We start from the raw sequence: 26,275 nt of genomic DNA on the forward strand, positions 1-26,275 counted from the left end.
ACCCAACCCAGCATCTGCTTTCAGCGACCACCCACGAGGGGCTGCGCCGTTGGCTGGAAACCTAGGCGACCGCCTCGACCACCAGCGCACTGCCCTGCACCGCCACCACCCGCACCAGCGTGCCGGCCGGCAGTTCCGGCCCACTCACCTGCCACGACGCATCGTCGATGCTGACCCGGCCCTGCCCGCCGACGATGGCCTGCTGCAATGGCACCACCCGCCCGACCAGTTGTTCTGCGCGGCGGTTGAGCAGCGGCGCGTCGCTCTGCCGCGCACGCGGCTTGCCCCAGTGCCGGTAGCACTGGATCGACAGCACGCTCAGCACCACGAAGGCGACCACCTGCCACAGCACCGGAATATCGGCGAACACCGCTACCAGCGCGAACACCGCCGCCGCACCGATACCGATCCACAGCATGAACGCGCCGGGCGCCAGCGCTTCGGCGGCGAACAGCAACAATGCCAGCGCACCCCAGGCAACGACTTCCCAGCGCATGTCATCCTCCAATCGGCGGCGGCCGCTTCGCCGGCGGCCGGGTTTCCTGGTTGGACAGGGCCTGCTTGGCAAGCTCGGCCACGCCGGCGATCGACCCGATCACGCCGCTGGCCTCCATCGGCATCAGCACCAGCTTCTGGTTCGGCGACGTGGCCAGTTCCTTGAACGCTTCCACATACTTCTGTGCGATGAAGTAGTTGATGGCCTGGACGTCGCCGTCGGCGATCGCCGCCGACACCACCTGGGTCGCCTTGGCTTCGGCTTCGGCCAGGCGCTCGCGTGCTTCAGCGTCGCGGAATGCGGCCTCGCGCCGCCCCTCCGCTTCCAGCACCGTGGCCTGCTTCTCGCCTTCGGCACGCAGGATCTCGGACTGGCGCGAACCTTCCGCCTCCAGGATCTGCGCGCGCTTCTCACGCTCGGCCTTCATCTGCCGTGCCATCGCATCGAGCAGGTCGCGCGGCGGCTGGATGTCGCGGATTTCGATGCGGTTGACCTTCACGCCCCACGGATTGGTTGCATGGTCGACCACGCTGAGCAGCTTGGCGTTGATCACCTCGCGCTGGCTGAGTGATTCATCCAGGTCCATCGAGCCGATCACGGTACGGATGTTGGTCTGCACCAGGGCGATCATCGCCACTTCCAGCACGGACACCTCGTAGGCCGCCTTGGCCGCGTCCAGTACCTGGAAGAACACCACGCCGTCGACGCGCACCGCAGCGTTGTCCTTGGTGATCACTTCCTGTCCGGGCACGTCCAGCACCTGTTCCATCATGTTCACCTTGCGACCCACCCCGTAGACGATCGGGATCAGGAAGTGCAGGCCGGGCGACATCGTGTGGGTGTAACGGCCGAACCGTTCGACGGTCCATTCATACCCCTGCGGCACCATCCGTACCGCCTTGAACAGGATGACCACGGCCACGAAGGCCAGTACCGCACTGAAGAACATGGTCGGGAACATCGCGCTTTCCTTATGGGAGACGTCCGGAGCCCAGCATAGCGCGCGGATGCTGGCAGTGCGGGTGCGGGAGGTTCCAGCGCAAAGCAGCCGAGCGTGGCCCGGCTCTACAGCATGGGCCCGGTCAGATCCGGGTCGTGGCCAGGAAGCGCTCGCGGTCCTGCTGGGTCTGCCGGCGGATCTCGGCCAGCGCCTGGCTTTCGGTCGCCTCCAGCATCGCCTCGAACAGGCGCTGGAAGTGATGCCGCATCGCATTGCGTGCCGCGACCGGATCGCGCGCGCGCAGACCTTCGAAGATCGCCATGTGCTCGTCGGCGCGGCTGGCACCATCGTCATGGCACACCCGGGCATAGACCTCGGTCACCCGCGGCAGCTCACTGCGCATGCGCCAGATCTGCTGCACGAAATACTCGACCACCGGATTGCCCGACAGGCGGGCGATGGTCAGATGGAAGCGGCGATCGTAGTCGCCGGCCTCTTCATCGCTGAGGTCACGCCGGCACAGTGCTTCGGCCAGCACCTGCAGCTCGGCGATGCCGGCCTCATCGATATTGCTTGCCGCCAGCGCGGCGGCTTCTGCCTCGAACACGGCACGCGCAGCGGTCAGGTCGAAGGCGCTGATATCGGGCAGCCCGCCGGCAGCCTGTGCCGGGCGCGGCTTCACATAGACACCCGAGCCGATACGGATCGCGATCCAGCCCTGCGCTTCCAGGGCGATTTCCGCCTCGCGGATGGTGACCCGGCTGACGCCGAAGCGTTCGGCAAGTTCACGTTCTCCCGGCAGGCGCGAACCCGACGGATATTCGCCATCTTCGATCAGCTTGCGGAGCTTGGCGGCGATGGTCTGGTAAAGACGGTTGGCGGACATGCGGCTGACCCTTGGCGGTTCCCTCCGGGCCCGTCCCCGGCCACCGGGCACGGTGCGGGTCCGGTTGGAGCGACGGCGCGACCATTGGCCGCGCCGCCCTGTTCAGAACTTGTATCGTACACCGAAATACGCACGCCGCCCGTAGCTCACCACCTCGCGGAAATTCCCGTAAAGCGGCTGGTATGCCACGCGTGGCTCGTTGGTCAGGTTCATCAGTTCCAGCGACAGCGACAGCTGCTTGTTCACCCGGTAGCGCAGGCGCAGGTCGACGCTGGTGTTGTCATCGTAATAGCGGTTCTGCTGCGCCGTGTTGCCGGTGAAGTCCTGGTAATAGTGCGAACGGAACTTGCCGATGGCCTGGATGTTGAAGCGGCCCACGTCCCAATAGATCGAACCGGACAGCACGTGCCGCGAGAATCCGCTCAGGCCGGCCGGCGGCACGATGGCCGGGATGATCGATCCGTCGGCGGCCAACTGCTCGCCCAACCGCGAATCCTGGGTCTGGTAGTCGGCGTCGGCATAGTTGTAGCTGACCTTGAAGCCGAGGCCATCGAACGGCTTGGGCAGGTACGAGAACCGGTGCGTGGCACTCAGCTCGATACCGGTCAGGGTGCTGTCCTCATCGGTGGTCACCTGCTGGCGCACCGGCACGGTCACCGTCTGTCCGTTGATGGTGTAGGTTTCCGGCACCAGCGCGGTGGCGGTGCCGCCGTTGAACTGCTTCCAGTACACCGCACCGGCCAGCAGCGTGTCCGGGTTCGCATACCACTCCAGCGAGACATCACCGTTCCAGGACATCAACGGCTGTGCGGCCGGATTGCCGCTGGCACTGATGTCGTCCAGCGCGTCGGCCAGGCCGGTATAGGTGGCATCGCTGCTGACATTGATGGTGCGGCCGGCACCGAGTGCGGCGATATCCGGGCGTGACATCGCACGATACGCGCCCACCCGCAGCAGCAGGTCCGGCTTCAGCTCGAAGGCGGCATTCACGCTTGGCAGCAGCTTGTCGTTGCCCGACTTGAACACCTGGGTGGTGAAATCACCCGTGGGCTGCAGGCGGATCGTGCCGTCGCCGTTGTCGATGATCGCCAGGTCGGTGCGCACACCTTCCGAGCGCACATCGGTCTTGACCCAGCGCAGGCCGACATTGCCGGTGACCGGCAGCCCGAACAGCGTGCTGCTGAACTCGCCCATCAGGTACAGCGCGCGGGTTTTCTCGGTCACATCGACGTTGTTCGGATCCTGGAAATCCGGGTCCAGGCCGCTGTCGCTGGTGCCGCGGAAGGACTCGTAGAGGCAGCTCGGATCGAAGTACGCCCACGAGGAGATCGTGTTGCCGCTGGCCGCATCCATGAAGTCATCCTGCGGGAACGGTGCACGGCAGGCACGGTTGGCGGCAATGATCTTCGCCTTGTCTGCCGCAACGCGCTGGTCGTAGTCGGTCACCAGGGTGTTGTCGCGCAGGCGATAGTCGGCTTGGCTGGCGCGCACGCCACCCTTGACGCGGGTGAAGAAACCGGACTCGGGCATGAAGCTGGCATCGAAGCGGCCAGCCTTGATCTTGTGGTCGTTCTCGGTAGCGCTGGAGGTGACCCGCGCTGCGCCGGTGTAGGCATCCCAGTTGTTGGGATCGAAGTTCGGCGCCAGCGCGACGCTCGGCACCTCGCCATGCCAGTCCCAGTCGTAGTCGACATAGCCGGTGGCGCCGCTGCTGATGCCCGGCACGATGGCGTTGTTGACGTCGCGCTGGTTGGCGCGCAGCCGGGTCATGCGCTCGCTGTCCAGGCGGTTGGTATGCGAATAGGAAAGATCGGTGGACAGCTCCCAGGCCGGGCTCGGGCGCAGGATCAGGTTGAGGCCGCCACCGGTGTACTCCTCGCCACGCCAATAGCGGTTGGAGGTCGAATCGATGGAGGTGCTGCCATGCAGGTGGCGGACGATGCCGTCCTCGTCCACGTCACGCTGGGTGATGCCGCGACGCGCGTTGGACAGGCTCAGGTCGCTGCGGTTCTCGTCCCAGTTGCGCTCGGTATGCTCGAAATCGAGGTTGACCTCGACCACGTCGTTGGGCCGCCACTGGAGCGCCGCGAACTCGCTCTGGCGATCATTGCGTTCCTGCTTCATGCGATAGATGCGGCTGCTGGGCACCAGGTAATACGGGGCACCGTTGGCGATGGCCTGGGCGCTGACTTCACTGCAGTTGGCATTGGCCACATTCTGCCTGCCGTCGCAGGCATACCAGGTGGAGCCGCTGGTAATGCTCTCCTCCGGATCGGTGCCCTCCAGCCGCTGGATGCCCAGCGAGATACCGAGCTTCTGGCCGTTGCCGAATTCGAACTGGTCGATGTAGCTGGCGGTACCGCGATAGCCGATGCCATCGTCGTCGCGGTACTTCTTGTCATACTCGGCCCAGCTGCCACGCAGGTCGATCTGCGCCGAGCGCTTGCCGTACTCCAGCGGCTTGACCGTTTCCAGCCCGATGGTGCCGGCGACACCACCTTCGATGATGTCGGCGCGCTGGGTCTTGTAGATCGCCACCGTGTTGATCAGCTCGGCCGGGAACATGTTGAAGTTCACCGAGCGGTCGCCGCTGCCGTTGGTGATCTCGCGGCCATTGAAGTTGGTACTGCTGAGGAAGGCGCCAAGGCCACGGATCGAGATTTCCGACGCGCCGGTCTTGTCGCGGGTGGAGGCGGCACCGGTCAGCGTTTCGATCGCATCGGCCAGCGACGGCGCGGGCAGGTCGCCGATGTCATCGGCCGACAACACATCGGCGATCACCGTGTCGTCGCGTTTCTTGTTGATCGAACTCTGCATCGACTCGCGGATGCCGGTGACCTGGACCTGGTCCAGGGTGGTGGCGTCCTGCCCCGAACCGGTAGCGGCAGACTGCGCCTGTACGGCCGGCGAAGCGGCCAGCGCAGCGAGCAGTGCCACGATCAGCGGTGTGGGTGACAACGGTGTACGACGTACAGCTCCGGCAGGTTGCCGCATGGTTTTCCTCCTCCCAAAGGATCGCCCGGACGGTAGGCGTGGGACGCAGCTTCGACACGCCGACACAGAAATGTCAACCAACTGGACTGGATTTTTCGTAATACCTTTGATTCAGACCGGTTGCCCGCCATTTCATGTGCTGATGCAGCATGACTTTGCGCGCAACGTGGCTTACAACACACCCAACAAGTGGTATGCACACCCACTCTGAAACCGCGGCTTCGCCGTCTCTGGAAGGACTTCATGCGCATTCAATCGACTTCGCAACGCCTTTCGAAACCTGCACCTGGATATTGCCTGGCAATTGGACTGGCAACATGCCTGACCAGTTCGCCGGCAACAGCTGCCAGCTGGCTCGTACACGACGTCGGCGCGTTCGCCACCGCCGCTGCCGCGCTGCAGCCTGGTGATGAGATCGTGCTGGCCGATGGCACCTGGACCGACGCGCGCCTGCTGCTGAAGGGCCAGGGCACGGCCGCCGCGCCGATCGTGCTGCGCGCGCAGACGCCGGGCAAGGTGATCCTCAGCGGGGCGTCGGACCTGCGTCTGGCCGGCAGCCACCTGCAGGTCTTCAACCTGGTGTTCCGCAACGGCTACACCCCGGGCGACGCGGTGGTGGCCTTCCGCGAGTCGAGCAAGGCGGTGGCCAGCCACAGCCGCGTCACCGGGCTGGTCATCGACGACTACAGCAACCCCGATGGCAGCGACCAGGACTACTGGGTGTCGCTGTACGGCAGCAACAACCGCCTCGACCACAGCCAGCTGCGTGGCAAGACCAACGCCGGTCCGACGGTGGTGGTGGTGCGCGACGCCACCCAAGGCCTGGACAACCAGCACCGCATCGACCACAACTGGTTCGGCCCGCGGCCAGCGCTGGGCGTCAATGGCGGAGAGACGATCCGCGTCGGCACCAGCGACACTTCGCTGAGCGCTTCCAACAGCACGGTGGAGAACAACTGGTTCGAGGGCTGCGATGGCGAGACCGAGATCGTCTCCAACAAGTCCGGCGGCAATACCTTCCGCGGCAACGTGTTCTATCGTTCGGCCGGCGCGCTGACCCTGCGCCATGGCAACGGCAACCGGGTGGTCGACAACCTCTTCCTCGGCGACGACAAGGCCGGCACCGGTGGCGTGCGCATCATCAATGCCGACCAGACCGTCAGCAACAACTACTTCGAACGGCTGGCCGGCTCCAGCAACCGGTCGGCGCTGGCGGTGATGGATGCACAGGCCAATCCGCCACTGTCCGGCTATGCGCCGGTGGTCAACGCGACCATCAGCCGCAACACGTTTGTCGACGTGGCGAAGATCAGCTTCGGCGTGGGCCATGACGAAGCAAAGGGGATCGTGGTTGCCGCCAGCAGCAGCCACTTCAGCGGCAACCTGATCGTCAACCGCACCAGCAAGAACCCGCCGAATGCAGCCAGCTCGCTGGCGGGCATCGCCTTCAGCAACAACGTGCAGTCGCCACAGGCCAGCAGCGTATTCCCCGGCGGGGTGAGCAGCGCCAGCATCGCCCTGCAGCAGGCCGCCAGCGGCCTGTGGGTGCCGGCAACGCCGCTGCCCACCATCGGCGCCGATCCGGCGCTGGCGATGACCCCGCGCGAACAGACGGGGGTGGACTGGTATCCCAAGGTGGGCGAGGTTGCCCTGTCACGCACCAGCACCGGAGTTGATCGATGAGGTTGCAGCCGCTGTCCCTGTGTTCCCACCGCCTGGCGCTCGCCCTTGCCTTGGCCGCTCCCTTCGCCCTGATGCCGACGGCGCCGCTGCACGCGGCACCTGCCGCAGCTGCGCGACAAGGCGATACCGCGCCGGTACTGGTAACTGCTGCGCAGTGGCAGCAGATGGCCAGCGAGGGCAGTCGCTATCCGTGGTTCGCCAAGGAGCAGGCGCGTACGCAGAAATCGCTGCAGAAGATGATGAAGGCCGGCATCGACGTGCCGGTGCCGAAGGACAAGGGTGGCGGTCGCACCCATGAGCAGCACAAGCGTAACTACCAGGCACTGCTGGCCGCCGGCACCCTGTACCGGCTGACCGGCGACAAGGCTTATGTCACCTATTCGCGCGACATGCTGCTGCAGTACGCCAAGCTCTACCCGACCCTCGGCCCGCACCCGGAAGGACGCGGGCAGATTCCCGGCCGGGTGTTCTGGCAGGTGCTCAACGATTCGGTCTGGCTGGTCAACGCCATCCAGGGCTACGACGCGATCCGCGATGCGCTGTCGCCGCAGGATCGGCAGACCATCGAATCGCAGGTGTTCCGGCCGATGGCCGAGTTCCTGGCCAGCGAGCCGAAGAACTACGACCAGATCCACAACCACGCGACCTGGGCGGTGGCCGCCACCGGCATGACCGGCTACGTGCTGCGCGATCCGGAGCTGGTGGAGAAATCGCTGCGCGGCAGCCGCAAGGATGACCAGTTCGGTTTCCTGCGGCAGATCGACCTGCTGTTCTCGCCCGATGGTTATTACGAGGAAGGCCCGTACTACCAGCGCTATGCGCTGGCGCCGTTCCTGCTGTTCGCCAACGCGATCGAGCGCAACGAGCCGCAGCGGAAGATCTTCGCGCGCCGCGACGGCGTGCTGCTGAAGGCGGTGGACGTGCTGGTGCAGACCAGCTACGACGGCCTGTTCTTCCCGATCAACGATGCGATCCTGGACAAGGGCATCGACACCGAGGAGCTGGTGGCGGGCATCGGCATCGCCTATGCGCAGGCCGGCGATGATCGCCTGCTGTCGGTCGCGCAGCAGCAGAAACGCCTGCTGCTGTCACCGGAAGGCCTGCAGGTGGCGCAGGCATTGGCCGCCAACAAGGCCAAACCGTTCGACTACCGGCCGATGCTGCTGCGCGATGGCCCGGACGGTGAACGCGGCGGTCTGGCGATCCTGCGCATGGGCGGCGAACGCGGCCAGGCGCTGGTGCAGAAGGACACCATGCAGGGCATGGGCCACGGCCACTTCGACAAGCTCAACTGGTTGTTCTACGACAACGGCAATGCCGTGGTGACCGACTACGGCGCAGCACGCTTCCTCAACGTGGAAGCCAAGCGTGGTGGCATCTACCTGGCCGAGAACCGCAGCTGGGCCAAGCAGACCGTGGCCCACAACACCCTGGTGGTGAACGAGCAGAGCCACTTCAAGGGCGACTGGAAGCGCGGCGAGGAACTCGCCCCGCAGGTGCGCTTCTTCCAGGCCGACGCAGATACCCAGATCGCTTCGGCGACGATGCGCGATGCTTACCCGGGCGTGGTTTTCACCCGCACCCAGGCATTGCTGCGCCACCCCGAACTGGGCCTGCCGGTGGTGCTGGACCTGCTGCAGGTGCACGGCGAAAAGGCCGCGCGTTACGACCTGCCGCTGCACTTCAACGGCCATATCGTCACCACCGGTTTCGAGGCCGAGCATTTCCCCACCCAGCGCCCGGTGCTCGGCGGCGACAACGGCTACCAGCACTTGTGGCTGGACGCACGCAGCAAGGCCGGCAGTGAGCCGCGCACGCTGGCGTGGCTGCTCGACGGACGCTTCTACACCTACCGCTTCGGCAGCAGCGCACCATCGCAGGCGTTGCTGGTGGAAAGCGGTGCCAACGATCCGGAATTCAACCTGCGCCGCGAACCCGCACTGCTGCAGCGCGTGGAAGGACAGAAGGACGTGACCTTCTTCAGCGTGCTGGAGCCGCATGGCGAGTACAACGGCACCGCCGAGTACGTGCACGGCGCCGACAGCCGCATCAAGCAGATCGTCCGCACGCGCGGCAAGGATGCCGAGGTGCTGGAACTGCGCCTGGCCAGCGGCGCACGCATCGCACTGGGCGTGGCCGACGACAGCGATGCGAAGGGCGAACACAGCGTGACGGTGGATGGCCATGCCTACCGCTGGAGTGGCAGCCATGCGCGCATGGACCGCAGCAAGGGTGACGCGCGATGAACGGCCCCTCGGCCGTGGCCACGCTCCGCAAGGTGCCGGTACGCTCGGCCGTGCGCTGGCTGATCGTCGGCCTGATCGCGGTGGCCACGGTGATCAACTACATCGACCGCAATGCGCTGGCGGTGATGTGGCCGGAGATCGCCAAGGAGGTCGGCGCGACCAAGGACGACTACGCGCTGCTGGTAACGGTGTTCATGCTGTTCTACGCCGCTGGCCAGTTCCTGTTCGGGCGCCTGTTCGACATGATCGGGACGCGACTGGGGTTCGCGTTGTCGATCAGTGTGTGGTCGATCTCGATCGCGCTGCATTCGGTCACCCACTCCATGCTGTCCTTCAGCGTAGTGCGGGCGATGCTGGGCGTCAGCGAAGCCGGCGCCTGGCCCGGTGCGGTGAAAGCCAACGCCGAATGGTTCCCCGCGCGTGAGCGCGCCCTCGCACAGGGCATCTTCAACGCAGGTGCGTCCATCGGCGCCATCGTTTCGGCGCCGGCCATCGCCGGCCTGTACCTGTGGCTGGGCTGGCGCGGCACCTTCGTGCTGGTCGGTGCGCTTGGCTTCCTGTGGCTGCTGCCGTGGCTGTTCGTCTATCGCGCCGGCCCGGACAAGCACCCGTGGGTGAGTGACGCCGAGCGACGCCTGATCATGGAAGACCAGGCCGGCCAGCAGCGCGCGGATGCGCCCAAGGTCAGCGTGCGATCGCTGCTGGCCCACCGGCAGAGCTGGGGCATGTTGGCCTGCCGTTTCCTGCTGGATCCGATCTGGTGGCTGTTCGTATCGTGGCTGCCGATCTATCTGGCCGAGACCTTCGGCTTCGACATCAAGCAGATCGGCCTGTTCGCCTGGGTGCCGTTCGTCGGCGCCATGCTGGGCAGCCTCAGCGGCGGCTGGCTGTCGGGGCGGCTGATCAATGCCGGCCATGGCGTGGACCGCGCACGCAAACTTTCGATTTCGCTGGGCTGCGTGATCATGGCACCGGCTCTGCTCGGTGCGGTACTGGCCAACCAGCCGCTGTTTGCGGTGCTGGCAATCGCTGCGGTGCTGTTCGGTTTCCAGATTGCCATCGGCAACATCCAGACCCTGCCCGGCGATCTGTTCGACGGCCGCTCGGTCGGCACGCTGGCCGGTCTCGGCGGCCTGGCCGCCGTGGCCGGCACCCTGATCACCACCTGGCTGGTGCCGGTGCTGACCCGCCATTCCTATGCACCGATCTTCATCCTCGTCGCCGCACTGGTGCCGCTGTCACTGGTGGCGCTGTGGTGGTGGACCGGACCGATCCACAAGCTCGACCACAACGACGGTTGAGCCCCCCTTTCCCTCGTATTCCCCCGCAAACCAAGGAGTTTCCCGCATGTCGTTCCAGGACAAGGTGGCCATCGTCACCGGTGGTGGCCGTGATATCGGCCGTGCCGTCTCGATCAAGCTGGCTGCGGCCGGTGCACGCGTCTGCCTCAACTACGCCAACGACGAAGCCAGCGCGCAGGAAACGCTGGCGCTGATCAAGGCGGCCGGTGGCCAGGCCATCGCCCATCGCGCCGACGTCACCGATCCGGCCGCGGTGGCCGGCCTGGTCGCAGCAACCCAGGCGGCATTCGGCCAGCGCATCGACGTACTGGTGAACGTGGCCGGCGGCATGGTCGAGCGTCGTCCGCTGGCCGACATCGACCCGGCGTTCTTCCACAAGGTCATCGACCTCAACCTGACCTCCACCTACCTGACCACCCACGCCGTGGTACCGCACATGGGCGAAGGTGCGGCGATCGTGAACTTCGCCTCGCAGGCCGGTCGCGATGGCGGTGGCCCTGGCGCGGCGATCTACGCCACCGCCAAGGCCGGCGTGATGACCTTCACCCGGGCCATGGCCAAGGAGCTGGGGCCGAAGGGCATCCGCGTGAATGCGCTGTGCTGCGGCATGATCGCCACTCGCTTCCATGATGAATTCACCAAGCCGGAAGTGCGCACGGCGGTGGCCGGCGCGACGCCGCTGCGTCGCCAGGGCCAGCCGGACGAAGCGGCCGATGCGGCGGTGTACCTGGCGTCGGACGCGGCAGCGTTCGTCACCGGCGTCAATCTGGACGTCAACGGCGGCACCTACTTCTCCTGACCGGACCGAAGCCCATGCAGCGCTGGATCACCGTGCTTTCCCTGGCCATCGGCAGCGCCGTGGCCGCCCCCGTGGCGCTGGCCGCACCGGTCTGGGTCACCGCCTGGACCGCTTCGCCCGCACCTGACCGCAAGGATGGCAGCGCCGATGCGCCGGTACAGTTCGCCGCGCAGACCGTGCGCCAGGACATGCGCCTGGGCAGCAAGGGCGATGCGCTGCGGCTGCGCATCAGCAACGAGCTGGGCACCACGCCGCTGCATGTGGAAGCGGTGCGGGTACGCCTGAAGGATGGCAGGGCGACAGCGCTGCCGGTCACCGTCGATGGACGCGCGTCCATCGACGTACCAGTGGGTGCCGCGCTGCTGAGTGATGCGTTGCCATTGCAGGTCGCCGCCCTGCAGGAGATCAGCGTGACCGCGTACTTCCCGCAGCCCACCCGCCCTGCGGTGCGCCGCACCGTGGTGCGGGTGGCCGACGGCAAGCCGGATGCGGTGGCCGACAGCGTGCGCATGGGTTACCAGCAGAATGTGTTCTCGGCCGTGCTGGTGCAGCGCGCGGATCGGCCGCAGGTGATCGTGGCCCTGGGTGATTCCATCACCGAGGGCGCGACGGCCTCGCGTGGCTCGTTCAACCAATGGCCCGAGCGGTTGGGCCAGCGTCTGCAGCAGGCCTGCCCGGACCGCTTCGTGGTGCTCAACCAGGGCATCAGCGGCAACAAGCTGCTGGACCATGGCCGCAGCCACAGCGCGCTGTCGCGGCTGGATCGCGACGTGATCGCGGTGGCCGACGCCGACCAGGTGATCCTGTTCGAAGGCATCAATGACATCCGCCACGGTGGCGGTGCACAGCCGCTGCCGGGGCGCAGCGCGGCGGACATGCTGCTGGGCTACCGCCAGGTGGCAGCACGGCTGCACGCGCATGGCATCCGCGCCCATCTCGGCACACTGACGCCCTTCGGCGATTCGGAGCGCTACGAACCGGCATCGGCCGCCACCCGCACCGCGATCAACCAGTGGGCGCGTGGCAAGGACACCGGCTTCGATGGCGTGGTGGATTTCGATGCGGCGCTGCGTGATCCGGAACAGCCGGAGTCATTGCCGGCGGACATCACCCGCGATCATCTGCACCCGAACGACGAGGGCTACCGGCGCATGGCCGACTCGATCGACCTGGCGATGCTGGGCTGCAACGCGCGTTGAGTCGTCCGGTGCAGGCCGGCTCTCCGGGTGACATCACCATTTCACCCTGCCCCGCAGGATGTCGGCGAACATCAACCAGTCACCGATGAAGGAATACAGCGGATGGCGGAAGGTTGCAGGGCGGTTCTTCTCGAAGAAGAAGTGGCCGACCCAGGCAAAGCCGTAGCCGCAGGCCAGTGCTGCCAACAGCAGCGGCGGCTGCCCACGCAGCACGGCGCTGGCGACCAGCAGCAGCACGCCGCAGCTGCCGATGAAATGCAGGCGTCGCGATATCGTGTTGCGGTGCTCGCTGAGATAGAACGGGTAGAACTCGCGGAAACTGGCGAAGCGGGACATGCTCATGCTCCGGGGCGATGACCGGCTCCATCATGCGCCTTTGCTGCGTGGAGTCGAGCCTACTCGGCCACGCCGGACAAGAGCAGCCGAGCATGGCTCGGCTCTACAGGAAAGGAGACGCGGCCATTAGACCGGCTGCCGCGGCCCGAACATGATCACGGCCATGCCGGCCAGGCAGAGCGCAGCACCCAGCAGGTCCCAGCGGCTGGGACGGATGCCGTCGACCAGCCACAACCAGAACAGCGCCGTGCCGATGTACACGCCACCATACGCGGCGTAAACGCGGCCGCTGGCGGTCGGGTGCAGGGTCAGCAGCCAGGCGAACAACGCCAGGCTGGCCGCCGCCGGCAGCAGCAGCCAGATGCTGCCGCCCTTGCGCAGCCACAGCCAGGGCAGGTAACAGCCGACAATCTCGGCCAGCGCGGTCAGCAGGAACAGACCCAGCGTTTTCACGCCTTTTCCGTAGCCTTGGCGTGCTGCCAGAGCGCTTCCTGTGCATCCAGATCGAGTGCAGCCAGCGAATCGCCTTGTGCCTCGGCCTGCGCCTCCATCGAACGGAAGCGACGTTCGAACTTGTGGTTGGCCCCACGCAGCGCGGCACCCAGATCGATGTCCGCATGCCGCGCCAGGTTGGCGCAGACAAACAGCAGGTCACCCAGTTCCTCCTGCAGGCGCGCCTTGTTGCCGGCGATATCGCCGCGCTCGAACTCCTCGCGCAGTTCCTGCAGCTCCTCGGCCGCCTTGTCCAGCACCGGCAGCGGACCGGGCCAGTCGAAGCCGACCTTGGCCGCGCGCGACTGCAGCTTCACCGCCCGCTGCCATTCCGGCAAGCCGCGGGAGATCCCGGCCAGCGCCGAGCTGTCCTGCTCGCCCTTGGCAGCACGCTCGGCACGCTTGATCGCGTCCCAGTTGCGCGTGACGCCCTCGGCATCATCGACGCTGACATCGGCGAACACATGCGGGTGCCGCCGCTGCATCTTGTCGCTGATCGCGCGCGCCACCTCGGCGAAGGCGAACGCGCCCTGCTCTTCGGCCATGCGCGCATGGAACACGACCTGCAGCAGCAGGTCACCCAGTTCATCGCAGAGGTCGTCGAGGTCGCCTCGATCGATCGCATCGGCCACTTCATAGGCTTCTTCGATCGTATAGGGCGCGATGGTGGCGAAGTCCTGCTCCAGGTCCCAGGGGCAACCGCCCTGTGGGTCGCGCAGGCGCGCCATGATAGCCAGCAGGCGCTGCAGCTCCGCGCTGGCGTCGCCGGTGGCAGGGGTGTCGTGCGTGCTCATGCGTTTCTCCAGGATCAATCGGACAACCAGTCCCGCCACGGCAGGCTGGTATCGCCCAGCGCCATGAACTCGCCGTTCAACAGCGTCGGCCTGCGGTTGTAGCGGAACGGCTTGCCGGTGCCGACCGAGAGCACCGCACCACCGGCCGCGTGCAGCACGCACTGGCCGGCAGCGGTATCCCATTCGGAGGTCGGGCCCAGCCGCGGATAGACATCCAGGCCACCTTCGGCGATCCGGCAGAACTTCAGCGAAGAGCCCTGCACCACGGTCTCGATGTCGCCCATCCGGGCCAGCAACGCATTCGTCTCGGCTGAACGATGCGAACGGCTGGCGGCGACCCGCAGCGGCGCAGTCGCGGGTGTACGGGTACGCAGCACGGTGTCATGCACGCCCTGCCGGCGATACGCCAGCTCGCCGCGCATCGCGTGCCAGACAATGCCGGTGACCGGCGACTGGACCACGCCGAAAGCCGGCGCGCCCTGGTAGATCAGCGCGATGTTGACGCTGAACTCGCCATTGCGCTTGACGAAATCACGGGTGCCATCGAGTGGATCGACCAGCCAGTACGCGCCCCAGTGCTGACGCTGTTCCCACGGCACCAGCGGCGACTCCTCCGACAGGATCGGCAGGTCCGGGGTCAGCTGGCGCAGCCCCTGCTGGATCACCCGGTCGGCAGCGAGATCGGCAGCGGTGACCGGGCTGTCGTCGTCCTTGAGTGTCACATCGAAACCGTTGCTGTAGACCTGCATGATGGCCTGCCCGGCTTCCTGGGCGATGGCGATCGCGGTCTCGCGCAGTTCCGTGGTCAGCTTGATCATCGTGCTCCCTGCAGCCACTGGCGGGCGATGAACAGCGCCGCCAGCGAACGCCCTTCGGAAAAGTCCTCGCGCAGCATCAGCTGGTCCAGATCGGCCAGCTTCCACGGCACCACTTCCAGCTCCTCCGGCTCGTCTCCGGCCAGCTTCTCCGGGTACAGGTCGCGTGCGACCACCAGCCAGGATTGATGGCTCATGTAGGTCGGCGCCAGGGTCATCGCGCGCAGCACGTCGACCCGCCGTGCGCCATAACCGGCCTCTTCCTTCAGCTCACGGTCGGCGGCCTGCTCCGGCGTTTCGCCGGCATCGATCCGGCCCTTGACCAGGCCAAGCTCGTAGCGATGCATGCCGGCCGCGTATTCACGCACCAGCAGCACGGTTTCATCATCAAGCATCGGCACCACCACCACTGCGCCATGGCCACGGCTGACCAGGCGCTCGAAGCGGCGGCGTTCGCCATTGGAGAACTCCAGGTCCAGGTGCTGGCGCTGGAAGGGCCCGTTCTCCTCGTCGGTGATCCGATGGATGATCGGCAGAGGACGCCTTGCGCGGTCATCGTTCACGCGGAATCTCCGTGGCAGCCGGCGCATGCGCCGAGGCCGATAGAATGTGCAGGCAGCAACATGTTCATGAGCCCGAAATGCTAGCAGACCCAACCCCCTCTCCGCTGGTCCAGCACTGGCGGCAACGCGACCTCCAGGTCCTATGGCACCCGTGCACGCAGATGCGCGAGCATCCGCACACGTTGCCGCTGGTGCCGATCGCCCGCGGCGAAGGCGCCTGGCTGATCGATCACGACGGCAACCGCTACCTGGACGCCGTCAGCAGCTGGTGGACCAACCTGTTCGGCCATGCCGAGCCGCGCATCGGCGGTGCCATCGCCGCCCAGGCCGGGCAGCTGGAACAGGTCATGCTGGCCGGCTTCGGCCATGAACCGGCGATCACCCTGGCTGAACGCCTGTTGGCCCTGGCGCCGCGCCAGCCCGGCCGCGCGCCGCTGGCCAAGGTGTTCTACGCCGACAACGGCTCGGCCGGCGTCGAAGTGGCGCTGAAGATGGCCTTCCAGTATTTCCAGAACCGCGGTGAGAACCGGCGCACGCGCTTCATCTCGCTGGAGAACGGCTACCACGGCGAGACGCTGGGTGCCCTCGCACTGGCCGACATCCCGCTGTATCGCCGCGTCTATGCGCCGTTGCTGGCCGAGGGCCTGTTCGCGCCCTCGCCCGACGCCTACCTGGCCGAGCCCGGGCAGAGTGCAGCCGACCGCGCTCGCCAGGCCGCCGATGGCCTGGCCACGCTGTTCGACCAGCATCCGGGCGAGATCTGCGCGGTGATCCTGGAACCACGGCTGCAGTGCGCCGGTGGCATGCGCATGCACGATCCGGCCTATCTGCAGCGCGTGCGTGAACTGTGCGATGCCCATGGCGCCTTCCTGATTGCCGACGAGATCGCCACCGGCTTCGGCCGCACCGGCACCATGTTCGCCTGCGAGCAGGCCGGGGTGATGCCTGATCTGCTGTGCCTGTCCAAGGGCCTGACCGGCGGTTTCCTGCCCTTGGCTGCGGTGCTGGCCACGCAGGCGCTGTACGACGCCTTCCTTGATGATTCGCGGGAACGCGCCTTCCTGCATTCGCACAGCTACACCGGCAACCCGCTGGCCTGTGCGGCGGCGCTGGCCACGCTGGACATTTTCCGCGACGACGATGTGATCGCCCGCAACCGCGGCATCGCCTCGGTGATGGGCACCCTGGCCGCACCGTTCGCCGACCATCCACACGTGACCGATGTGCGCCAGGCCGGGATGGTGGTGGCCTTCGAACTGACCCGCAACGGCGACAAGCGCACGCCCTTCGATCCGGCGCTGAAGCTGGGGCTGCACGCCTACAAGGCCGCGCTGAAACGCGGTGTGGTGCTGCGCCCGCTGGGCAACGTGCTGTACTGGATGCCACCGTACTGCGTGGACGACGAACAACTGGAGCTGCTGGCACATACGACGCTGGCAGCCATCGACGAGGCGATTGCATGCGCGTGACCCGCTGCCCCATCGACCTGGCGCTGCACAGCGGCCAGACCGTGACCCTGCCGGAAGAGACGGCCAACCACCTGGTGCGGGTGATGCGCCTGCGCGAGGGTGACACCTGCGTGCTGTTCAACGGCGATGGCCACGACTACACCGCGACGCTGACGCTGGCCGGCAAGCGCGAAGTGCAGGTGCGCATCGATCAGGTGCAGCCGATCGGCAACGAATCGCCGCTGACGATCACCCTGCTGCAGGGCATCGCTCGCGGCGAGAAGATGGACCTGATCCTGCAGAAGGCCACCGAGCTGGGGGTGAGCGCCATCGTGCCGGTGAACGCGGAACGTACCGAGGTGAAGCTGGATGCAGCACGCGCGGAGAAACGCGTGGCGCACTGGAACAACGTGGTGCAGTCGGCCTGCGGGCAATCCGGACGTGCGCGCATTCCGCAGGTAGGGCCGCCGCAGTCGCTGGCACAGGCCAGCGCGGCACTGCCCGCCGACACGTTGCGGTTGACCCTGGACCCGTTGGGAGCGCACCGGCTGTCGACACTGCAGGCGGCGCCAGCCGGCGGCGTGGTGATCGCGATCGGCCCGGAAGGTGGCTGGTCGCCGCGTGACCGTGAGCAGTTGGCGGCCGCAGGCTTCCAGGGCCTGCAGTTGGGCCCACGCATCCTGCGCACGGAAACCGCAGGCCTGGCCGCGATCGCGGCATTGCAGGCACGGCTGGGCGATCTGGGGTAAGGCTCCGGTCCGGTGGCCGCTGCGCTCGCCGGGCAGGCCGTCAGCGAATCCAGCGCAGCTTCCAGTGCGTCGAGGTTCGGCAACAGGGCGCTCTGTTCGCCCAGCAGCACGCGCATGTGCACGATGTCGGGCAGGGTTTCCTCGGATGCGTCGGCCAGCAGGCCATCGCGCGGTACCGAGATCAGCTGCGGGAAGCTCTGCGTCAGCAGCGCGTAATACGGGCGCTCCGGGTTGCCGCTGAGGGTCTTGAGCACCACCACCTTGTTGTGGCCGGCCACCGTCTCTTCGCCCAACCCGGAGAGTCGCGCGAACGACACCAGGGGCACCTGCCAGCCGTGCCAGCCGATCTCACCCACCAGCCAGCGCGGAGCATCGGCGATTGCCTGCACCGGCACCCGCGACATCATCTCGGCCACGGTGGCATTGGGCAGCAGGACCCGTTCGGCACCGGCCGAGATCAGGACGCCACGGATCTCATCATTGCTGGCGTAGCTCATGCGGCATCTCCGTCGTCATCCAGGCCCCAGCGCGCGGCGATCACCTGCGCCAGTTCCTGCGGTTCACCGGCCACCATGCCGGCAGCGACCACGGCCGTTGCCGCAGCCGGGTCGTAGCAGCCTTCGCCCACCTGCCCGGCTACCCAGGCGCCGGCGGCGGCGAGGTCCAACGCCGGGCCGACATGGGCCAGATCGGCACCACTCAGCAGCACCAGCGCGCTGTGCTCGGCCGACAGCGTGGCAATCGAGATGCCCTGCGCTTCGCTCTGGAAATACAGGCCATCGGCGGCGGCATGCACGCCGATGTCATCGGCCAGCACGTGTACTTCACCCGCGGTGGCGCGCTGGCCGGCTTCGGCCAACTGCACCGGCAGCGGCGATACGCGCGCCATCTGCTTGACCAGGTTGCCATAGCGGCCGCCATCCAGGCGCATGTGCACCAGCACCGGCACGGCCAGCCCGCTGGGCAGTGCCGCGAGCAGGCGGCGCAACGCATCGGGACCGCCGATACCGGCCAGTACCAGCAGCGCACCGGCGCGGCTGCCTGCGGGTGCGGCGGCGTCCAGGTCGACCAGTGACAGATGCTCGGTGTCGAACGCCGGTTCCGGCGCCGCGACCGTCGCAGCAGCACGCGGCTCTGCCGGCGCGTCGCTGGCCTCGTCGACCAGCGACCAGGCGGTGTGATCGGTGAATACCGTCGGGGGAGCGACCGGCACCGGCGGCGGTGCAGGCGCTGCATCAACGGGCGTCGCCGCCTCCGCCAGCACCGGCTGCAGCGCCGCCAGTGCCTGCTCCAGCGTGATCGGCTCATGCAGATGGGCTGGCGGCGAATAGAGGCCATCCGCCGGCACGTCGTCGGCCCACGAACGGGCCTGCTCCAGGTGCGGCTGCAGCGCGGTTTCCTTCGGCACCGGCGGCGTCGACGGCCGGCCCGGCTCAAGCTGCAATGCCGGTTCGTCCTCGGCACCCGGCGGCAGCACCTGCTGGTGGCCGTGCAGCTTGGCGGCCAGGTGACGGCCCCAGCGCTGCGCTTCCCACCCATCGCGACGCGCGGCCAGTTCAGCCTCGTCGAACACCAGCGTCAACCCGGGTGCCGACAGCGCCGGTTCCAGGCGCTCCAGCGCATCTTCAATGGCCGCTTCCAGCGCGATCACCACGAACTGCGGGCGTGCATCCTGCAGCGCCTGCGGTTCCAGCGTGATGGGATCGTCTTCCAGCACGATCTGCACGTCGGCATGGGCCAACGCCTCGCGCAGGCGCTCACGCGCCGCACCCGGACGGGCCAGCAGGGCTACGGCCGGAACCGGATCGAGGTCACTCACGGACACGGGCAATCCCCAGCAAGTCGTACACGTTACGCATCAGGTCCAGCTCCTGGTAAGGCTTGCCCAGGTAGCGCTGCACACCGATTTCGAAGGCGCGCTGGCGGTGCTTGTCGCCGCTGCGCGAGGTGATCATCACGATCGGCACGTCCTTGTAGCGCGGGTCGGCACGCATTGCGGTAGCCAGCTCGTAGCCGTCCATCCGCGGCATTTCGATGTCCAGCAGCATCAGGTCCGGCACGCGCTCTTCCAGTTGCTCCAGAGCTTCGACGCCATCGCGGGCGACGCTCACCTCGAAGTTGTGACGCTCCAGGATGCGGCCGGTGACCTTGCGCATGGTCAGCGAATCGTCCACCACCATCACCAACGGCACCTGCCGTTCCTGGCGGGGTGCATTGACCAGCACCGGCGCGGTCGGGTTGGCCAGGAAGCGGCGCACCAGCGGGGCCACGTCCAGGATCACCACCACGCGACCATCGCCGGTGATGGTGGCACCGTAGATACCCGGTACCGAGGCGATCTGCAGGCCCACCGGCTTGACCACGACTTCGCGGTTGCCCAGCACCTGATCGATCGCAACGGCGGCGCGCAGGTCGCCCGCGCGGACCAGCAACAAGGGCACCTGGGCCTGGCCATCGGCGCGCGCCGGGGCCTGGCCGACCAGACTGCCGAGGTCGTACAGCGGATAGTCTTCGCCGCCGTAGCGGTAGCTGCTGTCGGCCGCTTCGAAGCGTTCGTGCGACAGCCGTCCAATGCCACTGACCGACGCCACCGGTACTGCGAAGGTGGTTTCGCCGATCTGCACGAACACTGCCTGGGTGACCGCCAGCGTCTGCGGCAGGCGCAGGGTGAAACGCACGCCCTGGCCACGCACCGACTGGATGTCGACCGAGCCACCGAGCTGGCGCACTTCGTTGCCGACCACGTCCATGCCGACGCCACGGCCCGCCAGCTGGCTGACCTGGTCGGCGGTGGAGAAGCCCGACGCGAAGATCAGGTTGTCCAGCTCCTGCTCGCTCGGCTGCGCATCGGCAGGCAACAGGCCGCGTTCGATGGCGCGACGGCGGATCGCCTCACGATCCAGGCCCGCGCCGTCGTCGGCCACGTCCAGCACGATTTCCGAGCCTTCACGGTGCAGGCGGATGGCGATTTCGCCTTCTTCCGGCTTGCCGGCGGCACGACGTTGTTCCGGTGCTTCCAGGCCATGGGCAACCGAGTTGCGCAGCATGTGCTCCAGCGGCGCGACCATGCGATCGAGCACGTTGCGGTCGAGTTCGCCGTGGGTGCCTTCCAGGGTCAGATGGACCTGCTTGCCGGTGTCCATGCCGGCCTGGCGGACCACCCGGCGCAGGCGCGGCACCAGGCCGTCGAACGGCACCATGCGCGCGCGCATCAGGCCGTCCTGCAGTTCCGAACTGACACGCGACTGCTGCTGCAGGAGCGAATCGTACTGGCGCGACAGATCGTCCAGCACGCCCTGCAGGCCACCCAGATCGGCGGCGGACTCGTTCAGCGCGCGGCTGAGCTGCTGCAGGGTGGAGAAACGGTCCAGTTCCAGCGGATCGAACTTGTGGTCGGCCTGGTCCTGCTCGCGCTGGTAGCGGGCAACGATCTGCGCCTCGGTTTCCAGGTCCAGGCGACGCAGCTGGTCGCGCAGACGCGCGTTGGTGCGTTCCAGCTCGCCCATCGCGCCGCGGAAGGCACCGAGCTGCTGTTCCAGGCGCGAACGGTAGATCGCCACTTCGCCGGCGTGGTTGACCAGGCGGTCAAGCAGGTCGGCGCGCACACGCACCTGTTCCTGCTGCGGACGGGCCAGCGGGTCTTCTTCGGTGGAGCCTTCCACGGGCAACGGTGCCGACAGCGGCGCATCGACCACGGCCACGGCCGGAGTGACCTGCGGAGTCTGCTCCGCCTCGGTGGCAGCAGCGGCTGCAGCTGCGCTGGCAGCGGCGGCGATGTCGGTCGTGGTCCGTGCTTCAAAGGCATCGAGCAGATCCTGTGCCGGCTCGACAACGCGGTGTTCGCCAGTGCGGGTCAGCAGCTGGTGCAGACGGTCAAAACCGCGTTCCAGCAACTGCACGTCACGACGTTCGATCTCGGTGCGCCCGCCAGCGACGGCCTCCAGCAACGATTCGATGCTGTGGCCGAGATCGCCGATGGCATTGATGCCCGCCATGCGCGCACCGCCCTTCAGCGTATGCAGATCGCGCTGCAGGCCGGCCAGGGCTTCGCGATCCTGCGGCGCTTCGCGCAGTTCGCTGATCAGTCCATCGCAATGATCCAGCAGGTCCTTGCCTTCCTCGACGAAGATGTCGACCAGCTCGCGGTCATAGACGCTGAAGTCGAGCAGGTCGGCGCTGTCTTCGGTCTCGGATTCGGATTCGGATTCGGTCTCGGATTCGGTCTGGGCGTCGAGCAGAGCAGTGTCCGCCGGCACCACCGCATCGGCGCTGTCGATGGCGACAGGTTCGGCATTGGTCGCCGCAGCCTCAGCCTCAGCCACGATCGGCACCACGATCATGCCGCTGTCCGCTACGGCGGCCTGGCCCGGAGCATCTTCCAGTTCGAAGAAACGCGAGGGCGAAATGGCGTCCTGCGTCGAGTCCGTGGACTCGACGTCTTCCACCGTCGCCGGGGACGGCTGGTCGGCGCTCTCTCCTTCACCGACCGCCGCCTCCCCGCCGACGTCCGCATCCTCGGCAAAGGCTTCCGCCTCGCCAGGCGCGAGTTCGCTGGCCTGCAGGCCGAGCACGGGCCATTGCCCGTCTTCGTCCTGGCCCTGCTCCTCGTCGATCACGTGCAGGCCGGCCTCGAGCGCGGCTTCCAGCGTGACCGGGTCTACGAAGCCCGGCACAGCCATTTCATCCTGCAGGCTGGACAGCTCGCTGTCGAGTGGCACTGCAGCAGCGTCGTCATCCACCGCTGTTTCAGGTGTGAACGGCAGCGGCGTATTCAGGTCGTTTGCGACATCCAGGTCGCGGTCGTCAACCGGCAGCGCGCTGGCGTCCAGATACGGCGACAGATCGTCCACCGCCGTCAGCGCGGTGTCTTCCAGGGCGGTGTCTTCCGATGCTGGCACTGCCGGGCCGGCATCGATCTCCGCGCCGACGAGCGGGGAAGCAGCCACTTCCAACGTCGATTCCGGCGCCGGGGCGTCCGGCATCGAAGGCCACCCTGCGTCGAAGTAGCGCGACAGATCATCGCTGCCGGTCAACTCAGCGGACTCGAGGCCCGCGTCGCTCAACGCGTCCTCGCTGACCTGCATTGCATCCAGCGCGTCGGCGTCGGCGACGTCGGTATCACGTCCGGCTTCTGGCTCGATCTCAAGCCCATGGGGCGACTCGACCACGTCGGCATCGGCATCGGCGACCAGCGAAAGCAGCTGGTCGTCTTCGTCTTCATCCTCGACGTCCAGCCCGGCCATCGGCCAGCGTGCTTCCGGCAGTTCACCGGCCAGCGCCTGCAGGCGCTGCGCCAGTTCAGCCTGCGGCGCAATCCGTGGCTGCTCGGCCTGCAGCGCGTCCATGGTCGCGTTGATCGCCTGCGCGGTCTCGTCCAGGGCCGCCACGGCGTCATCACCCGGCACAACCTCGGCGGCAAGTGCGCGCTTGATGTACGACTCGGCGCCGCCGGTAACGGCGGTGATTTCCGGCACTTCGGTCATCGCGAAGGCGCCGTTCATGGTGTGCACCGCACGCAGCAGTGCATCGCTGACCGGCTGCGGTGCCTGTTGCGCCGAGCGCAACCAGCCCTGCAGGGTGGCCTGGTGGAGTTCCACCTCGGCCTCCAGGATCTCGCGCAGCACGCTGTCGATGTTGGCCGGGGTACCCGCCACTTCGACGGCGCTCTCTGCCGGTGCATCGACAACCGGTTCGGTGCTGCCCAGCGGCTCGACAACATCGGACGCTGCCACCACCGTCGGCACAGCAGCGCCCGGTAGCGCAACGTAGAACGTCTCTTCGCCTGCAGCCACGCGATCGGCGATGGCCTGCATCGCCTGCAGGTCGACGCTGACCCGCTGGCCATCGCGCAGTGCCGCGTTCAACTGCGGCAGTGCCGTGTAAGCGTGATCGACCATCGCCAGCACCGCCGGCGTGGCGGCACGGGTGCCATCGAGCACGCGATTGAGCATGCCCTCGATCTTCCACGCGAACTCACCCAGGGTACGTGCGCCGACCAGGCGGCCACTGCCCTTCAGTGTGTGGAAAATGCGCCGGATCGGCCGCAGCCGATCCATGTTGTCCGGCTGCATGCGCCAGGCCGGCAGCAGCGTGCCGAGATTGCCGAGCTCGTCGTCGAATTCCTCCAGGAACACCTCGCGGATGTCCTGGTCGATATTCTCGGCATCATCGTCGAAACCCGCATCGAACCCGCCTTCGGCCACGGCCGCCGGCACGGTTCCGGTCGACCCGGCAGTCGCCTGCGTGGCCTGCGGATTGAAGTCGGCGGCGGCGGCGTTCAGTTCTGCGAAGAACTGCGCATCGGCCTCGCTGAAGTCGATCGGCGCGATGGTATCCACATCGACCAGCGCCACGGTCGGCGCAGCCGTCGATGCAGGCAGGTCTTCGGTCGCGCGCAGATCAGCGGCAGGTACGACGTAAGCCTCAGCCTCGGTCTCGGCGGTGGCGTCGCTCAGTTCGGCAACGGCCAGCCCATCGTCGGCCTGCGGCGCCGCAACTGCGTCGATGAATTCCAGTGTCGCCGGCGACTCCTGTTCGTCGTCCAGCGACAGCGTTTCCATTGCCTCCAGCGACAGCACGTCATCGGCGTTGTGCAACAGGTTGCTGTCGAAACGGAACACCACATCGTCGTTCAGCGGCGGCTGGCCGTCCTGCTCGGCGGCAACCGGATCGAATGCCTGCGAAACGACCGCATCCAGCGGCGCAGCGAACGAGGCTTCGTGCAACGACGTCGCCGGGAGGGCGTCATCGTTGTCGTCCATGGCGGCTACACGCGTATCGCGCGCTTCCAGCTCCGGAATCCCGGACAGCGTCCAGGCAGCGGAGTTGGACTGTTCGGCCGACACCGGATCGAAGCTGACCGGATCAAAGCTGTCGAACGTCGGCGCACGCTCGTCGCTGCGTTCCGCAGCCGCATCCGCCGACGCGTCGAATCCACCCAGCTCCCACTGCGGCACTTCCGGCGCAGGTGCACTGGAGGCCGCGAACAACAGGGGCGCCGGGGTGTCGCGCGGTTCGGCAGGGACAGCCGGCGTACCCAGCGATCCAAACATCAGGCCGTTGTCGGCGGCCGGGGCCTCCGGCAGCGGATCGAAGGTGAAATCGGGCAGCGGCACGGGCATGTCGCCCGGCGCCGGCGCGGCGGCCTGCACGATGGCGTCCAGCGGTTCGATCTGCAGCGGCACGGCCGGCACGGCCACGGCTTCGCGTACGACCGGCTGCACGGCATCGGCTTCGGCTGCGACCACGCCACGCTCGGGCAGCGGCCAGTAGCGCAGCGCTTCCAGGCTGCTGCGGGTGATGTCGAGGATGTCCTCGCGACCCGGACGGCGGTCACGCAGGGCTTCCAGGTAGTACTCCAGGCTGGCCATGGCATCGGCCAGGGTGTCCAGCTGGCGGCCACTGGGCACGCGCTGGCGGCCGATCAGTTCGGCTTCGATGTACTGCTGCACGCCGCGCAGGTAGTCGGCAGCGGTGCCCAGGTCGAGCATGCGCAATGCGCCGGAGACATCGCCGAGCAGGCGCGGCACATCCTGCAGTTCGGCGTGGTTCCAGCTGGTTTCAATGAAGGCGACGAAATGCTCGCGGGCGGCGGCGAAATTGGCGATCGCCTCGTGTGCCAGCACTTCCACCGTGCGCCGGTTCTCCACCGCGCTCGGATCATCCTGGCCACTGCCGCTGGCGCCGAGGTGTGCGACCTGGTCGTCCAGCGACGCGTCGACATAAAGCAGCGCACCGGCGATATCCAGCAGCATGTCTTCGTCGATCTGCTGGCGGCCTTCGACAACCCCGCGCAGCGCGTCACGCTGCTGCACGACCACGCCGCGCGCGGCGCCCAGGCCGAGCATGCCCAGCGTATCGGCCACCGAGCCCAGCTTGGTCACCTGCTCCTGCAGCTGTTGCGGCGCGCCGTCGGTACGCAGGTGCAGGTCCAGGGCATCCTTGACCTGCAGCAGTTCTTCCTTGACCGCATTGCCGACGGTGTCCAGCAGTTCGCGGTTGCGGCCGCTGAGGCTGCCGCGTGCGTGGTCCAGTTCCGCTTCGGTGGCGGTCACCGAATCGGGCGCGAACGCGAACAGCACGCTGTCGTTGATCAGCGCTTCGCCACGGGCGGCGCGGATCTCGTTGAGCAGCGGCTGCAGCACGATCGGAATGTCACGGTGCCCGTTCTGCAGGCGCTCCAGGTAATCGGGCAGCAGCACGCTGCCGCGCATCAGGGTGGCGCAGGCCTCGTCGCGCTCGGCCACTTCGCCCTTGCCGACGGCAACGGCGAGCTGTTCCAGCTCTTCGGCCACCATCGCCGGGGCGTACAGTTCAACCATGCGCAGCGTGCCCTGCACCTGGTGCAGGTAGCCGGCGCAGATGCGCATGCGGCTGCTGTCGCCCGGGTCCTCGGCAAAGTACTCGACCTCGTTGCGCACCAGGCGCAGGGTCTCGTCCAGCTCGGGCTTGACCCAGCCCAGGGCCGCGTGGCTCATCGCATCGCGCAGGCTGCTCATGGATGCGCTCCGGTCGCCGCCGCGCGACGGTCGCGC

General features: G+C 67.2%; 18 protein-coding genes and 1 pseudogene. 7 read left to right on the forward strand and 12 right to left on the reverse strand.

All coding sequences use genetic code 11. From position 1 onward, the window contains the following. Positions 1-61: 61 nt before the first annotated feature. The 4 genes from AC13GI_RS20665 to AC13GI_RS20680 all read right to left on the reverse strand — a co-directional run bounded on the left by AC13GI_RS20665 (position 62) and on the right by AC13GI_RS20680 (position 5,316). A complete protein-coding gene (locus tag AC13GI_RS20665) occupies positions 62-496 on the reverse strand; it encodes an NfeD family protein (protein WP_105164521.1) in 435 nt (144 codons plus the stop codon). Between the two features lies 1 nt (position 497). After that, positions 498-1,457: an SPFH domain-containing protein gene (locus AC13GI_RS20670; protein WP_025877782.1), complete on the reverse strand. Its 960-nt coding sequence runs from the start codon at positions 1,455-1,457 to the stop codon at positions 498-500. 121 nt (positions 1,458-1,578) lie between these two features. Then, positions 1,579-2,322: a FadR/GntR family transcriptional regulator gene (locus tag AC13GI_RS20675; RefSeq protein ID WP_099818855.1), complete on the reverse strand. Its 744-nt coding sequence runs from the start codon at positions 2,320-2,322 to the stop codon at positions 1,579-1,581. A 102-nt stretch (positions 2,323-2,424) separates the two neighbouring features. Then, on the reverse strand, positions 2,425-5,316 hold the full coding sequence (locus tag AC13GI_RS20680) for a TonB-dependent receptor (RefSeq protein ID WP_099818854.1): 2,892 nt from the start codon (positions 5,314-5,316) through the stop codon (positions 2,425-2,427). A 243-nt stretch (positions 5,317-5,559) separates the two neighbouring features. On the opposite strand from AC13GI_RS20680, the gene AC13GI_RS20685 reads away from it, so the two are divergent. The 5 genes from AC13GI_RS20685 to AC13GI_RS20705 are packed head-to-tail and all read left to right on the forward strand — an operon-like array spanning position 5,560 to position 12,544. Further along, positions 5,560-6,999, forward strand: coding sequence for a polysaccharide lyase 6 family protein (locus tag AC13GI_RS20685; RefSeq protein ID WP_482997231.1), 1,440 nt, complete (start codon positions 5,560-5,562; stop codon positions 6,997-6,999). Beyond that, a complete protein-coding gene (locus AC13GI_RS20690) occupies positions 6,996-9,245 on the forward strand; it encodes an oligoalginate lyase (RefSeq protein WP_482997232.1) in 2,250 nt (749 codons plus the stop codon). The genes AC13GI_RS20685 and AC13GI_RS20690 overlap by 4 nt, the downstream gene beginning before the upstream one ends. Then, positions 9,242-10,546, forward strand: a complete 1,305-nt coding sequence (locus AC13GI_RS20695) for an MFS transporter (protein ID WP_482997233.1) — start codon at positions 9,242-9,244, stop codon at positions 10,544-10,546. Before AC13GI_RS20690 ends, AC13GI_RS20695 begins: the two co-directional genes overlap by 4 nt. 46 nt (positions 10,547-10,592) lie before the next feature. Then, the gene (locus tag AC13GI_RS20700) at positions 10,593-11,345 is read left to right on the forward strand and encodes an SDR family NAD(P)-dependent oxidoreductase (RefSeq protein WP_099818850.1); all 753 of its coding nucleotides are present in this window, start codon (positions 10,593-10,595) and stop codon (positions 11,343-11,345) included. Positions 11,346-11,359: 14 nt separating this feature from the next. Next, complete coding sequence (locus tag AC13GI_RS20705) at positions 11,360-12,544, forward strand: GDSL-type esterase/lipase family protein (RefSeq protein ID WP_482997234.1); 1,185 nt, start codon at positions 11,360-11,362, stop codon at positions 12,542-12,544. 33 nt (positions 12,545-12,577) lie between these two features. On the opposite strand, the gene AC13GI_RS20710 is transcribed toward AC13GI_RS20705, so the two are convergent. The 5 genes from AC13GI_RS20710 to nudE all read right to left on the reverse strand — a co-directional run bounded on the left by AC13GI_RS20710 (position 12,578) and on the right by nudE (position 15,544). Next, positions 12,578-12,880: an Mpo1-like protein gene (locus AC13GI_RS20710; RefSeq protein ID WP_099819105.1), complete on the reverse strand. Its 303-nt coding sequence runs from the start codon at positions 12,878-12,880 to the stop codon at positions 12,578-12,580. Positions 12,881-13,006: 126 nt separating this feature from the next. Next, positions 13,007-13,333, reverse strand: a complete 327-nt coding sequence (locus AC13GI_RS20715) for a YnfA family protein (protein WP_099818848.1) — start codon at positions 13,331-13,333, stop codon at positions 13,007-13,009. Then, the gene (gene mazG / locus AC13GI_RS20720; RefSeq protein ID WP_099818847.1) at positions 13,330-14,166 is read right to left on the reverse strand and encodes a nucleoside triphosphate pyrophosphohydrolase; all 837 of its coding nucleotides are present in this window, start codon (positions 14,164-14,166) and stop codon (positions 13,330-13,332) included. Before mazG ends, AC13GI_RS20715 begins: the two co-directional genes overlap by 4 nt. A gap of 14 nt (positions 14,167-14,180) precedes the next feature. Next, positions 14,181-14,984: a 3'(2'),5'-bisphosphate nucleotidase CysQ gene (gene cysQ, locus AC13GI_RS20725; protein WP_099818846.1), complete on the reverse strand. Its 804-nt coding sequence runs from the start codon at positions 14,982-14,984 to the stop codon at positions 14,181-14,183. Beyond that, a complete protein-coding gene (nudE, locus tag AC13GI_RS20730) occupies positions 14,981-15,544 on the reverse strand; it encodes an ADP compounds hydrolase NudE (protein ID WP_265953449.1) in 564 nt (187 codons plus the stop codon). Before nudE ends, cysQ begins: the two co-directional genes overlap by 4 nt. A 77-nt stretch (positions 15,545-15,621) precedes the next feature. Here nudE and bioA point away from each other — a divergent pair, with 77 nt between their 5' ends. Together bioA and AC13GI_RS20740 are read left to right on the forward strand one after the other, a co-directional pair. Continuing rightward, positions 15,622-17,013: an adenosylmethionine--8-amino-7-oxononanoate transaminase gene (gene bioA, locus AC13GI_RS20735; RefSeq protein WP_243379878.1), complete on the forward strand. Its 1,392-nt coding sequence runs from the start codon at positions 15,622-15,624 to the stop codon at positions 17,011-17,013. After that, positions 17,004-17,741: a 16S rRNA (uracil(1498)-N(3))-methyltransferase gene (locus AC13GI_RS20740; protein WP_099818843.1), complete on the forward strand. Its 738-nt coding sequence runs from the start codon at positions 17,004-17,006 to the stop codon at positions 17,739-17,741. Before bioA ends, AC13GI_RS20740 begins: the two co-directional genes overlap by 10 nt. Positions 17,742-17,764: 23 nt before the next feature. Here the strand turns inward: AC13GI_RS20740 and AC13GI_RS20745 are convergent. The 3 genes and pseudogenes from AC13GI_RS20745 to AC13GI_RS20755 form a co-directional block, all read right to left on the reverse strand. After that, a pseudogene (locus AC13GI_RS20745) lies at positions 17,765-18,238 on the reverse strand (chemotaxis protein CheW); the annotation flags it as partial. Continuing rightward, a complete protein-coding gene (locus AC13GI_RS20750) occupies positions 18,235-19,566 on the reverse strand; it encodes a chemotaxis protein CheB (RefSeq protein WP_099819104.1) in 1,332 nt (443 codons plus the stop codon). The gene AC13GI_RS20750 and the pseudogene AC13GI_RS20745, both read right to left, overlap by 4 nt. After that, positions 19,553-26,239, reverse strand: a complete 6,687-nt coding sequence (locus AC13GI_RS20755; RefSeq protein WP_482997235.1) for an Hpt domain-containing protein — start codon at positions 26,237-26,239, stop codon at positions 19,553-19,555. Before AC13GI_RS20755 ends, AC13GI_RS20750 begins: the two co-directional genes overlap by 14 nt. Positions 26,240-26,275: the final 36 nt, after the last annotated feature.

Source organism: Stenotrophomonas sp. 82F1, from assembly GCF_056861525.1.